At 52.3% G+C, this 13,760-nt stretch carries 9 protein-coding genes; 2 read left to right on the top strand and 7 right to left on the bottom strand.

What is annotated here, in order from left to right; genetic code table 11:
- Window positions 1-61 precede the first annotated feature (61 nt).
- Together BLR00_RS03455 and BLR00_RS03460 are read left to right on the top strand one after the other, a co-directional pair.
- The gene (locus BLR00_RS03455; protein ID WP_074630818.1) at window positions 62-1,096 is read left to right on the top strand and encodes a DUF4062 domain-containing protein; all 1,035 of its coding nucleotides are present in this window, start codon (window positions 62-64) and stop codon (window positions 1,094-1,096) included.
- Between the two features lie 482 nt (window positions 1,097-1,578).
- On the top strand, window positions 1,579-2,109 hold the full coding sequence (locus tag BLR00_RS03460; protein ID WP_074630819.1) for an REP-associated tyrosine transposase: 531 nt from the start codon (window positions 1,579-1,581) through the stop codon (window positions 2,107-2,109).
- 26 nt (window positions 2,110-2,135) lie between these two features.
- On the opposite strand, the gene BLR00_RS03465 is transcribed toward BLR00_RS03460, so the two are convergent.
- From BLR00_RS03465 to BLR00_RS03495, 7 genes are all read right to left on the bottom strand, one after another.
- Entirely contained in the window at window positions 2,136-5,330 is a 3,195-nt protein-coding gene (locus BLR00_RS03465; protein WP_074630820.1) for an error-prone DNA polymerase, read from the bottom strand.
- A gap of 3 nt (window positions 5,331-5,333) precedes the next feature.
- Window positions 5,334-6,845, bottom strand: coding sequence for a Y-family DNA polymerase (locus BLR00_RS03470; RefSeq protein ID WP_074630821.1), 1,512 nt, complete (start codon window positions 6,843-6,845; stop codon window positions 5,334-5,336).
- 5 nt (window positions 6,846-6,850) lie between these two features.
- The gene (gene imuA, locus BLR00_RS03475; RefSeq protein WP_074630822.1) at window positions 6,851-7,561 is read right to left on the bottom strand and encodes a translesion DNA synthesis-associated protein ImuA; all 711 of its coding nucleotides are present in this window, start codon (window positions 7,559-7,561) and stop codon (window positions 6,851-6,853) included.
- Between the two features lie 19 nt (window positions 7,562-7,580).
- The gene (locus BLR00_RS03480; protein ID WP_074630823.1) at window positions 7,581-8,204 is read right to left on the bottom strand and encodes a LexA family protein; all 624 of its coding nucleotides are present in this window, start codon (window positions 8,202-8,204) and stop codon (window positions 7,581-7,583) included.
- Between the two features lie 293 nt (window positions 8,205-8,497).
- Window positions 8,498-11,287, bottom strand: a complete 2,790-nt coding sequence (locus tag BLR00_RS03485; protein ID WP_074630824.1) for a multicopper oxidase domain-containing protein — start codon at window positions 11,285-11,287, stop codon at window positions 8,498-8,500.
- Between the two features lie 34 nt (window positions 11,288-11,321).
- Entirely contained in the window at window positions 11,322-12,374 is a 1,053-nt protein-coding gene (locus tag BLR00_RS03490; RefSeq protein ID WP_074630825.1) for a multicopper oxidase domain-containing protein, read from the bottom strand.
- A gap of 372 nt (window positions 12,375-12,746) precedes the next feature.
- The gene (locus BLR00_RS03495; RefSeq protein ID WP_081346629.1) at window positions 12,747-13,469 is read right to left on the bottom strand and encodes a response regulator; all 723 of its coding nucleotides are present in this window, start codon (window positions 13,467-13,469) and stop codon (window positions 12,747-12,749) included.
- Between the last annotated feature and the right edge of the window lie 291 nt (window positions 13,470-13,760).

Consider the following 13,760-nt stretch of genomic DNA (forward strand, 5'->3'; position numbering starts at 1 on the left):
AGAATGTCTGGGCGGCCTGTTAACTGGCCATCTTATAATTTATCACAAGTAAGGTTCTCATATGGCCAAGCCAAGAGTCTTTGTAAGTTCGACTTATTATGATCTCAAGCACATTCGTTCCTCGCTAGACCTATTCATTGAATCTCTAGGGTACGAGTCGGTTTTATCTGAAAAGGGCGATATCGCATACTCGCCTGATCACCCTCTAGACGATTCATGCTACCGCGAAGCTGGAAATGCTGACTTGTTCGTGCTGATCATCGGTGGGAGATATGGTTCAGAAGCAAGCGTCGAGAGCAAGAAACCGCCAAAAACCTTCTTTGATAGATATGACAGCATCACAAAGAAGGAATATGAGAGCGCAGCAAGCAAAGATATACCTATCTATATTTTGCTTGAAGCGGGTGTCTATTCGGAATATCAAACGTTTCTGAGAAACAAGGACAACACAGGAATTAGGTATGCCCATGTGGACTCAGTAAATATTTTTCATTTGATAGAAGAAATATTGGTTAGGCCACGCAATAATCCTCTGCGAGCGTTTGAGCGTTTTTCAGAAATTGAAACTTGGCTTAGGGATCAATGGGCCGGCATGTTTCGAGAGCTACTCACAAAACAGTCACAGCAACAGCAGTTGGCAGCTCTCACAACTGAGGTTGGTCAGTTGAAGGAAATTAATGAAACGCTTAAGAAATACCTTGAAGCGGTAATGACTGGCGCTCCTGCGGATGTTTCGACTAAGCTGATTCGATCTGAAGAAAAGCGACTTGAGGAACTCAAGAGACTCGATTTGCTTCGATCCAGTCGGTGGTGCGAATATGCAATGCGAGAGGCTAACATTTCATTTGGTCAGTTTATGGAGGCTATGAAGCGCGCAGAATCTTTCAAGGAGTTTGCTGAATTGGCAAGTGGTAATGACGATCGCATATCAGATGTCATATTGGGTACGCTTATGGAATATGAGTTGGCTAGGCAACACTTTAACGAGGCTAGAAAAATACTCGATTTACCACCTATACGTAAGCGCGCTACAGACGCTAAATCAGGATCAACACTACGCTCGACCCGAACCTCCCGCAAGCGGACGGACGGTTAGCCAACGCGCGTAAGGTGTAGGACGTAATAAAAGCTGTAGGGCGACAATAAGCAAAGCGCATTGCGCCGGATGAAGTTTTCGGCAACCGTTCCTTGAAAGCCATTCTTTCGAAAGCTATAGTTCAAGTGACCAAAGATTTTGAGGTGCCAGGAGAAGCAGGTTCATGAAAATATTATCGAAAGAAGATTTAAAAACACTCCGATGGATAAAAAGCTGGAACTGATGGATCTCTTCTTATCGGAGAGCCTTGGGCAGGATCGGATCCCCCGTATCTCCAGAGGTTGAGTATGAAGTCAAGTCTCGCCTCAAAACCTTTTCTCAGGACAAAGTAGCATCAGTCGCCTGGAAGGAGGCGAAACGGCGATTGATACATTGAAATCATGCTTGCCGCATTCAACGACCTCATACGGCGCAATGCGCTTTGCTTATTGGCGCCCTACGGCTTTACGCTGGTTCAATAGAATTTTCTAGATGCTATTGCCATGCCTGATTATCGACGCGCCTGGCAACCGGGCGGCACGTATTTCTTTACGGTCAATCTGCTGCAACGGCAGGGTAATGACCTGCTGATCCGGCATATAGACCTGCTGCGTGAGGCGGTGAAGGTAGTACGTCAACGTCATCCTTTCATCATTCATGGTTGGGTAGTATTGCCGGAACATCTCCACTGTGTCATTGAACTTCCACCCAATGACGCCGACTTCGCGACCCGCTGGCGATTGATCAAAATTGCATTTTCCAAGGCATTACCCATTACGGAACGGCGCTCACGGGTTCGCATGGCGCGCGGTGAACGGGGCATATGGCAACGCCGTTATTGGGAGCATTTGATTCGTGATGACGCGGATTTTTGTGCGCATATGGATTATGTTCATATCAATCCGCTCAAGCACGGCTTGGTTAAACGAGTGAGTGAGTGGCCATATTCGACTTTTCATCAATTGGTTAAGAAGGGTGTTTATCCGGCGAATTGGGCAGGGGGTGATGAAGACAGGCTTGAATATGAAGATTGACATAGGCATACTACTAATGTCTTGGGTTAATGAAAATCCCGGCTCTCCACCCTGAGATCACCCAGCAAATGACTATGGTCTACCAGCCGCTTGGCAATCAGATGTTTGACTTCACCTTCACATTGCCATACGCCATACACCGTCAAAAGCTTTGAGTTCAATAGCTCGCGGCGTTGTTTTAGTACGAGCAGGTTCCAAACCACAACATTTATTATTCCGGTCTCATCTTCCAGCGTTACGAATACGACGCCGCTGGCAGTTCCGGGGCGTTGCCGGCATGTCACGATGCCGGTCGTCCGCACCAGTCGCCCGGTCGGGTAATTATCCAGCTCGATTGCCGAGCGCAAGTTCATTCTGGCCAGTTTCGGCCGCAGCAAGGCGAGTGGATGCCTGCGCAGGGTGAGTTCCATGCTGGCGTAATCAGAAACAATTTCTTCTCCTTCAGGCGCAGCAGCAATGGCGTGCAATGTCTCTTTTACCGGAGCATCTCGCATCAGATCCGATTGCTTGATATGTGAGGCGGCCCCCCATAGGGCTTCGCGCCGGTGGCCTGCCAAAGTTCGTAAGGCATCTGCGCTGGCGAGGGCGCGTATTTCAATAGCATTCAGAGAGGCGCGGTTCGCCAGATCGATCGTGCTTTCAAAAGAAGCGGTTTTTCTTGCCTCAACGATGCGCATGGCGGCTTTCAAGCCGATTCCTTTCACCCTGCTCAAGCCCAGTCGCACATTGGGTGGGGCGGGTCGAGAAGCCTTGGTCATTTGCTCTTCAAGTGTGCAATCCCACCCGCTGATTGTTACGTCCACCGGCTTGATTTGAACGCCATGCCGTTGCGCATCCTGGATCAGTTGCGAGGCGCCATAAAACCCCATCGGCAAGCTGTTGAGCATCGCGCACAGGAATGCGGCGGGCTCGTGACATTTAAGCCAGGACGATACATACACCAGCAGTGCAAAGCTGGCGGCGTGAGATTCCGGAAATCCGTATTCGCCGAACCCCTCGATCTGCCGGAAGATCCGCTCGGCAAATTCCCGGTCATAACCCCGGTCGACCATGCCGTTGATCAAGCGCGCATGAAAAGAGCCGAGCCCCCCTTTTCTTTTCCAGGCGGCCATGGAACGCCGTAGCTGGTCCGCCTCGCCTGGACTGAAGCCAGCGGCCAGGATTGCTATTTGCATGACTTGTTCCTGGAAGATGGGGATACCGAGTGTGCGCTCCAAGGCGGTTTCGATTTCATCGCTTGGATAACTCACGGGTTCCAGCTTTTGGCGGCGGCGCAGATAAGGATGCACCATGCCGCCTTGAATCGGCCCGGGTCGGACGATGGCAACTTCTACTACCAAGTCATAGAAAGTTCGTGGCCTCAAGCGCGGCAACATTGACATCTGTGCACGGGATTCGATCTGGAAGACGCCAATGGTGTCGGCTTTGCAGATCATGTCGTAGGTTTTTTCATCTTCCGCCGGAATATCCTGCATCTGGAATGGGAGGCCGCGCCGGGCGGAAACCAGATCGAGTGTGCGGCGGATCGCCGATAGCATGCCCAGCGCGAGCACATCAATTTTCATCAGCCCCACCGCTGCAAGGTCGTCCTTGTCCCACTGGATGATGCGTCGATCCGGCATGGCGGCGTTTTCGATGGGCACGATGCGGCACAATTTGTCGCGCGAGATGACGAAGCCGCCTACATGTTGGGACAAATGACGCGGAAACCCGTATAGGACCGGAATCAATTGCATCAGCTTCCGGATAACCGGGCTGTCGGGATCGAAGCCATTCTCGGCCAGTCGATTACGAATGTCCGAGGTTTTATCCCACCAGGCCAAAGAAGCGGATAGCCGCTTGATGCGCTCAATATCAAGCCCCAGCGCCTTGCCGATATCCTGAATCGCCGAACGGGTGCGGTAGGTGATGACCGTGGCGGCGATGGCGGCACGATCGTGGCCGTATTTCCGGTAGATATACTGGATCACTTCTTCCCGGCGCTGGTGCTCGAAATCGACATCGATATCGGGCGGCTCATTGCGTTCCCTGGAAATAAACCGCTCGAACAGCAAATTGCTGCGTTCCGGGTCGATCTCGGTAATACCCAGGCAATAGCAGACCGCGGAATTGGCTGCCGAGCCGCGCCCCTGGCAAAGAATGCCCTCCGACCGGGCGAACCTTACGATATCGTACACCGTTAAAAAGTAGGGTTCATACTCAAGCTCGGCGATCAATTGCAACTCCTGCTCGATCTGCTTTTCGACCTTGATCGAAGTGCCGTTGGGAAAACGTCTTGCCATGCCCTCCTCGACCATTCGCCGCAGATAATCCGTATAGGTTTCACCCGCCCTGGCATCCATACCAGTTAATTCCTCGGGATACTCATAGCGCAGCTCATCCAGCGAAAAAGTGCAGCGTTTTGCCACTGCAATGGTCTCTTGCAGGAGTTCCGGCGGGTAGAGTTGGCTCAATTGCGAACGGGTGCGCAAGTGCTGCTCCGCATTGGGCTGCAATGCATAACCGCATTCGCACAGCGGCTTGCCGAGGTGGATGGCGGTCATCGTATCCTGCAGGGGCTTGCGGGAAGGGGCATGCATATGCACATCGCCGGCGGCTACCAGAGGCATTCCCATAGCCTTCGCAGACTGCCGGATTTTCTCGAATAGCAGGCTTTCGTCCGCATGTAACAACAACTCGACAGCAGTCCAGCAGCGCCCGGGGAAAAGGCGCAGCACCCAACGCATGTCATCCATGAGGGAATCGCCTTCCTGGTGCGGGCGGGGGATCAGCAACATCAGGCAATCCGGAAGCAAAGCCAGATGGGGAGCTTCAGCGCAGGTTTCGAAATCCGAGCGGCCTATGCGATAAGTCCCCTTCTCGGCACGTTGCCTTGCCAATGTTATCAATTCGCACAGATTACCGTAGCCGTTCCGGTTCATCGCGAGGCAAACAAGCCGTAATCCATCCTCCAGAATGAACTGGCTGCCTATCAAAAGATGCAGGCCGGTTTTCTTAGCCTCCGCATGCGCTCTTACGACGCCGGCCATGGAACATTCGTCCGTAATGGCCAATGCGGTATAGCCTAAAGTCACTGCACGTTTCACCAGTTCTTCCGGAAAGGAAGCGCCCTGCAGGAAGCTGAAGCTGGAATAGCAATGCAGTTCAGCGTAGGCAGGAATTGAGGAGTCTATGCTAGACAAATACTGGATAGCCTGGCCCCGGGATGTAGGCAAAGTCATGATTTATCCAAAAAGCCCCTGCAAATACCAGCCATTGCCATTGTTTCCTGTTGCCGGGTTATGTTCGCAGTAGATCCATAACAATTGGCCGAGCGCATTTTCCGCAATAAAATAATCGCGGGCGATCGGCGCATCATCCCACCAGCCTGCTTCGATTCGCTCCGGTCCCGCAATCAATTTCAATGGCGAACCATAAACCGGTTGGTAACGTTGCAACTTCAATTGCAGTGGCGCTGCCATTAACCATGCCGGACGGACCAAGGGACAAGCGGATGCCGATGGAGTTGCTTTTCGGCATGAAGCATGACTTTCCTTGCTCATTTCCAAAGGCCGAGACCTTTGGCTGTATTCCGGCCGATGGTCGGAGATAGGATTCAAACCGGTGATGGCTTGCGGCCCGAGGCGGGAAGAAACTTTTTCGATAAACCGGTTCAGTGAAGTTGCCTCCGATTGCGAGGTGGGAAACAGCTCCAGATGAGGACTTGTCCCAGCCGTTATCTGATCCGCTATCAGCCCCAGTCCGCAAACCGGGGCCACTATTTCTATGCGTTCCAGCCGTTCACGCAACAAGAGCATCAGGTGCTCCGCGTCGTCGCTTTGTTCGGAAAGTTTTATGTGGAGTGGCGTGGATTTATGCGGCTGCCGCAGCGAATATTCGTGATGAAAAATGAATGAGAATTCCAGGACTGCGGCATGACGCAAAGACAGCCAGCCGCACATTTGCCCGATCATTCTCTGCACGGGAACCCATATCAACTCGACACTTTCAACCTGTGCCATTAATTCCATTCTTTGTTGAAAATATTCCGGTACCTCAAGCCACTGTTGCGGATCTGGCGAGTCGCCGCAGGCACGATCCAGTTCTGTCAGCAAATCCGGACCAAACCGGCGTGCCAGGCCGCCGCGAGGCAGTTGCCGTAAATCAGCCAATGTCTTGCAGCCTATGCCGCGAATGACTTCAAGATAAGGCTGGACCGATTCCAGTAAATAAATGGGCAGGGAATCCAGCAACGATCGGAACCTGGAGCCCGCGCCATTGATGACGGTTTTCAGCGGGGCGGATTGCGCAAGCAGCCATGCCCCCTTGGCGGTGGGGGCAATCCCCACGCAGAGCTGCAAGCCTTGCGCGGCCACTGCCTGGTTGAGTAGCCGGCATAATTTTTTCAAGCCACCAAACAACTTCAGGCTCTTGGAAACTTCAGCGATCAGGCCGCTGCCTTGCATGACAATATGGGGCGTGAAACGAAACGCGGCATACGCAGCTTCCCGCAATGCTTGCATTTCTTCATGCGGATCATGTTCCACCACTACCAGACCGGGAAAAAGAGACAACGCAGTGGCCAGAGGCTGGTGCGCCGCAACTCCCCACTGTTGTGCCGGCTTATTGGCTTGCCGGATGTAAACCTGATTTCCCTTGTGAATCGTTGCCGCCATTGCGGGAATCAATGCCGCAGGAAATCGGCGCTCGATCCAGTCAAGCGATAGTGTCGGGCAATGGAGGGCGATCCACAACATTGCATTCACGCATGAGCTAAGGTGGCTGAAGAAGTCATGAAGCGGGGGAAAGGTCTGGCGGGCAGGGTGATGTAAATGGGCAAGTCAGTCGGGTTGCCCCTGCGCTTCAGCAAGCGCACGGAAAGCATATGCTGTCGTACTGAACCGAGCAATATTCTTAGCGAGGCTGCGGAGGGTTCGAATTGTGCGCCCGCCGGCCTGAATAAAAAAATCAGGCTGGCGGCAGTCCGCGCAATAATTTGAAGCCTGCGCGTCATTGGCTGGTTTATGCCGGGCAGCCAGCCGATGACAGCCCCAAAGGCGGCACTTTTGATGCCTTGCTCGAGCACCCATAACCGCTCGGCCGGTCTGTCAACGCTGACCATCACAATGCGCCGGCTATCGATATTCAGATTTTCCCACGCATGCATATAGGGAATATGAGGCGGCCCCACCAATAGAATATGCCTGCCATTCCGGGTGACTTGCTCAAGCGAGGGACTCAATAATGTTATTTCTCCCAGCCCTTCCGCCGGCAACAACAATTCCGTCAGACTGTGAAGCGACCATCCTTTTCCCGGCAACGCTTTATCCAGTTCATTGAAGCCACTGGAAATGACCTGATCAGGTGCAAACCCTGATGGGTCGCCCCGCCATATCCGGTCCCGGAATCGGGTTTCGATTTGTAAAAGCGATAGCGGTGCCAAGGGTAAGGATGGAGAAGCAAGCGTTGGCATGGCTAAGGGTGTTCATCTATCAACGATTGGAACCAAGGGGATATCCGGAAGTACGGGCTTTTCGAATGAGGCCCACATACAACCCATAGATTTCCAGTCCCTGCTCAGGCCGGATGGGCGGATAGTCCCGGGCTCGGCTATGGTTGCGCGCTTCGAGGTAATAACCTCTTGTATCCTTGGCCAGGACTTTGAGCGTGAATTCGTTATCCACGATTGCCAATACTACTTGACCGGATGAAGGGGAATTGCCGCGTTCGATAATCACCATATCGCCCTCGAATATTCCCAGATCAATCATCGAATCGCCTTTCACGGGAAACAGGATGGTTTGGGAAGGTTTCTCGATAAGATAATCATCAATGCGCAGCAATTCAGGCTGGACGTCGGCGGCCTGTTGAGGCATTCCTGCCCGTACCGCATGTCCGACTGTTCGCTCGAAAAAGCGGGGTCCGGGACGTGACCGGCCACCTGGCGCATTTTCGAGAAAGCCTTCTTCCTTCAAACGCTGAACGATCTGATGTGTCCAGGAACGCGCCTTTCCGTTCCAAAGCGCAGACAATTCGGTTATTGAAGGGATAACGCTTTCCCTGGCATAGTAATCCTGCAGTTTGCCAAGATAAGAGGAAATATCGAGCTGTTGCATAATAATCAAGTATGAAGAACGATCGCTTTTATTATAGAGAACAACTGTTCTGTATTCAAGCGAACTGAAACGCTGACTATCTATCCGGCGGAAATACCCCGAATCTCGTCACTCGGGGCCTGACCCGGAATCCGGTTCAAGCCGGCAGTAGCGCGTTTTGAACGCCGCTGGATACCGGCTTCCGCCGGTATGATGCCTGTATTGTTTGCCCACCGGATCAATAGTGTGTTGCCAGTATCAAAGAAAACGGCCATCAACTGATGGCCGTTACCTGACAACGAGGTTTTAGAGAATTATTGACCAGGGTTTTGTTGTGCGGGTGTCAACTGTCCCTTCCATTCTTCAGGCAGGTTCTTGACCCAGGTATTGTATACATTGGGGATAGCAAGAACCCCTTGACCACCGTAACCCGGCAGGCTGCTGATGCGATCATCAGTGGGGGTGCTACTATCGCCTACCAGGGAAACCCTGCCCGCTATTTTGGCGTCGGACGGATTGCCGTCATTGTTGGGGTCGGCGTCAACCACGATAAGTTCATTGGAGAACTTGCTCGTAACATAGGCATAGTATCCCCCGCCTTTTTTGGCCCCAAAATTCGCCCCATGGCAACCTGGATCGCAGGGCAACATCTTAACCACCTTATCGGTTTTCGTATCAATGACAATTATCGACGGAGTGCCCATATTCGCGACCACTACGGCGCTGCCATCGGGGGAAACGGGTAACTGGACGGGAAGTACGCCAACGGTGGCCTGTCCGTCTCCATCGCGGTCCACTATAGTGCCGTCAATGGGATCGTAATCCGCGATCAGGTTGATGGTTTTTTCCAGAGTTCCATCCTTGTTGATGACACTCACGCTATGATGCAGCAGATTGGCCGCATAGAATTTGCTGGAGTCCGGCATCATGCCGATAGCGATGGGGTGAGCCCCTGGGGCAGAGTTTCCTGTGGGCGTTCTTTCCAGGACGGTTCCGCTGTCGGTGCTGTAGAATCCTACATCACCGGTAAAGATGTTGGGGGTAATGATCTTACTCCCATCTCCGCTGATCCAATGCCCATGGGGATTGGTAGCAAGCTGACCGGATTTTTGCGTGGGAATCATCTTGCTGACTTCAGTTGTTCCCGCCAGGATGATGGACATGCCATCTTCGCCGTTATTGCTGACCGTGATATCTTCGTTATCAGGGCGAGTCATGACATGAGCGGGCGCCTCGCCCACCTGGATGTTCTTGATCAAAGCTCCCGTCTTTTTATTGATCATCGTAAGTTTATTGTCGAACCATTGGGTCTGGTAAACAATCGATTGATCTTTGTTGGTCCACATATTGTGGGGGTTGTTCATATTGATCTGTGGCAGCGAGATCTTGCGAACAATCTTCCAGGTGGTTGTGTCGATGGCGGTAATGGTTCCGGGCTTGGTCTTGCCAGCGGTTTTTTCAAATTGAGTATCAACCCACACTTCACCCACGCCGGGGATTGACGGAGGCACAGGTGCCGATAAGACCGTATTATTGCCATATCTGGCGATTAAAACCTCCGATAGATTGGCGACCGCTCCGCCAGTGATGCGGACGGGAACACTGGGGTAGGTCAATTTCCAGGGCGTGGGAGGCGTATAATTTTGCCAGTTGTTAGGGGCGGTGGCGATAAAGAAGATCCTCAACAGCCGGGTGGCAAGATCGCTGCTGGTAGGTAGATTTTTCACGCCAGTCGCCAGGTCGATAGTTTCTCCGAGGTCAAGTCCTTCAGTTTCCGGATCATCCACTATTACCGCAGCAAACATGTAAGGATGCACCTTGCAGGTGAATACGTACAAACCCGGTGTTGTCAGCTTGACGAGGCCACCGCCTTTGTAGGCCCTGCTCTGGTCAAAGGGCATGGAGGCATGTTTTGTATGGTCGGTTCCGCGTCCTCTGCTTTTACCTTTACCGTGATGGGGGTGATTCCCATCGCCTGCCTCGCTTGGCCATAACAGGCTGGTCATGGTGTGGACCGTGTTGGTTTCCGCCATGATGAAATTAACGCTGCTGCCAGGGGGAATCACTTCCAGGGACCGGGTGCTGCCGGTAATGCCGAAAATGGTTTCGCTCCGGGCGCTCCGGTACCAGCTTCCCGGCTCATCCGAGATCACGAAAGTGACGAGGCCGGGGTCAGTGCTTGTGCTTCCGTAAATGGCACCATAGGGGGAGGCGCCAGCGATGCTGTGACCCATTCCCTTATTATGACCTTTAGTGGCGTCGACTCTAAAAGTGCTGTGCATGCCCGCTTCCATGTGGGAAAACAGATGGCAGTGGTACTGCCAGTTACCGGCACCGACGCCAGTGCCGGCTTTAACGGTGAAAGTATGGCTGTCGGAAACGTCGTCCATTAACTTGGTATCGATTACGCTTGTGGTTCCGGGTTCCAGCCAGCGATGCGCATGCAGGTGAAAGGTGTGTCCGGGCCCAACTGACAGGATATGAAATCTGACGATGTCATCCTCGACAGCCCCGAGAATCGGGTTGGTCCACAGGGGTGTTTGTGTTCCGGCTTTGGATATTTCTGTTGCCCAGAAGGTCGAGCCGACCATAAACAGCACATACTGCTTGTCCAGTTGTCCCGCTTTGACCGATTTGAGGGCGCCATTGTCGTCGACATACCGTTCTACATTCCCATCCGTTCTATCGACCACAATAGCGCCAAACAAGCCAAGTAATTCCTGTCCATCGCCGTAGTAGGGATAGGCGCCGGTTTTGGTGGCGGTGAAGGTATAGCTCAGTGTTCCTCCATTCGGGGCCGCCTTCGCGGCGCTGCCGGTTGAGAGACCGGGCACCTTGAAACCTGCCGGTTTATCCGTATTGTTGGTGACCGTGACACTGACGGTATCGCCCTGTTTTACGAAAAGGGTGGGTCCCGGGATAACCGCCTGACCATCCCCTCTTTTATAGCCATACTGGCCGTTGGGTAACACCTCCGCCGACAGCGCGAGGTCATGATTTGCCGCCTGGGCCATGGGTGGAGCCAGTAGCAGCATGGCCGCGAGCAGCGCGCATGCTGTCCCTATCGCCGCGGGTATTTTCAGTCCAAAGATATTTTTGCTCATTTAGTTTTATCCTCTTGATCTATCTGCCTGTTCATTAAGGAGCGCCGCTCGTGACATTGAAGCTGCCCCTCATGCCCATTAATTTGCGCGAAAAATTCGCGTTCATATAGTTCGCGCTGCCTAAGGCCTTGATGGTAAAAGCGTGATTCTCAAGAGGGCCGATATCTTTCGCGACAATCAATTTTGTCGTTCCGGGATCGACCCACTGATAGCCTTCGAGCTGAAATCGATTCAGATAGGTGCCCATGGCGATAAGATGGAACCTCACATTGTCACCCCCTTTCGCGGTCAGAATAGGGTTGACCCCAAGCGGGATTTGTTGCTTGCTGGCGCCGTCTATTTCCATTCCCCAGAAAGCATCGTCAGCCAGGTAAAGCACATAGTCTTTTTTAATACTACTAACGGGTAAGCTTGAGATGCTGCTGCCATTGCTTGCGGTCACTGAGCCCGATGCCGGATTAACTATGACGGTACCAAAAAGCCCCCTGTCTTCGGAGCCGTTGTGGGTTTCAAAATTGTGATCGTGGTACGGCCAGGTGCCGGCGGTGCCCGGCGCCACGTCCCAGAGATAGGTATAGAAGCGTCCGCCGTGATCAGGATAGGCGCCCTCATCTTCAACCTTGTTGATAATCTTGAGGGTGCCATCGCTCAAGATGGTGTAATGCACACCGTGCACATGGACGCTGATTTGCTGATCAGGGCTGACGGTAACGCCGTTGCGGATGGTAAGTCTGACCTTGTCGCCTTCCGTGAGAACTATCGTCGGTCCGGGAATGGTGGCCTGCGTACTGTATCGGGAAGTAATGTTAACGCCATCAACCTGATGCTCGACCATGCGGTAGGCAAGCAAACCGTCTTCTGTTTCTTCCGCGATCATTTCAATGTGGTGCTTAGCACCATTCTTTTTATCGGAATCGCGTTCGGCCCCGATGCTTTCCGCGGAAGATAGAAAAAACATCCCAAGAGACAGGATAAGCGCAATCCCTGGCTTGATGAACAAGCACCCAAATCGCCGTACGATTGGAGAGTATTGAGTTTGATCAGAAGCTGTAAAACCCCCCACAGCATAGCTATGTTGATACTTCATTATCGCGAGGCTCCTCTAGGTTATGGCTTGGTCTTGGTAAAGTGAAGTACGGATTACGCGATTTGAGCCACGTCATATCGAGTCGTCAGACTGCAATCAAAACGTTCATGGCTCAATGGATAGGTCTCAATAACTGGGTATTGCCCGCATTCGGGTACGAGTCGCGGTGAAAAGGGTTATCCGTTTCACTTCGATGTCATTATTCCTGACGCTGCGGATTATGAATTAAGACCTGTTCGGGCACTACGGGAGTGTTGTCCTTATTTGGATAAGGATGTGTACCTTGTTTTTATCTGAAATCGGTACATTTGCACCAGATGGCGCGAGGGCTCGGAATTGCCGGGCAAGAGAATGGATGCTGCCCGCAATCAGTTATAAACGGCTTGCGGGAGACTCAGATCGAGCGCATGTCACACTGAACTGATGATGGTGGAGTTTGGCAAACATGAAAAGATCAAAGCGGTTCGTGATCTCCAATTTGCTGAAAATAGACGTCAGATGGTTCCGCAGGGTCTGTTCGCTAATATCCAGCGTGCGCGCGATTTTCTTGTTTGAAGCGCCTGCCTCATTCGCGAAAGCATTGACGATCATGCGTTCTTTGCGCGTAAGCGCAATGATTTTCCCCGTGACGGGGTCGACAGGTGTTTTTTGACCCGCACGTAAAAAGTTGATAAAGACACGTCCGGTAGTCCGCCGGTCAAGCCACAGCTCGCCATCGTGAACCTTCTGGATGGCCTTGAGGATGGTTTGCGTAGGCTCCTTTTTGTACACGACGCCCCGTGCGCCATTGAACAAAGCCACGTCGATAGCGGTCTGGTCGTGAATCTCGGTAAAGATGATGATGTGAAAATGTCTTTCCCGCAACAAATCGGGGATAAGGTCCACGCCCTTTTCTCCGCCAAGGTCAAGGTCGAGTAAAACTATATCGGGTCGACTCTCTCTGGCCAGCCGCCTGGCGTCCGCGCCATTGGTCGCCTTGCCGGCGATTTCCATGCGCGGAGACTCGCTGTTTATGAGTTTTTCCAGTCCCCATAGAACAATCTGATGACTGTCGATCAGCAGGACGCGGATGGGTATGTGAGAGGAGGGGTACATGAATTAGTGTTCTGCCAACCTCTGGAATTGTAAAAAAAGCATAGTACGGTTTTATTGATTATGCAACTCAACCAGCGTGGCCCGCGGAGAGAAAATAAACGCTTCGCTTGACCATATTCGCACAGATTGTTTTATCTTGATACTGCTTGCGACATTATGTGGAGGCATATATGATTCGCACAAATTCATCTATGAACTAGCCTGAGTCCTGTAGCGAGTCCCCCCGAGAAGTGAAGGTAAGTGTGAAAAAAACATTTACAGATCATGATGCTATACGAAAAAATAGGCGAT

This window comes from Nitrosospira multiformis, assembly GCF_900103165.1.
Classification (GTDB): domain Bacteria; phylum Pseudomonadota; class Gammaproteobacteria; order Burkholderiales; family Nitrosomonadaceae; genus Nitrosospira; species Nitrosospira multiformis_D.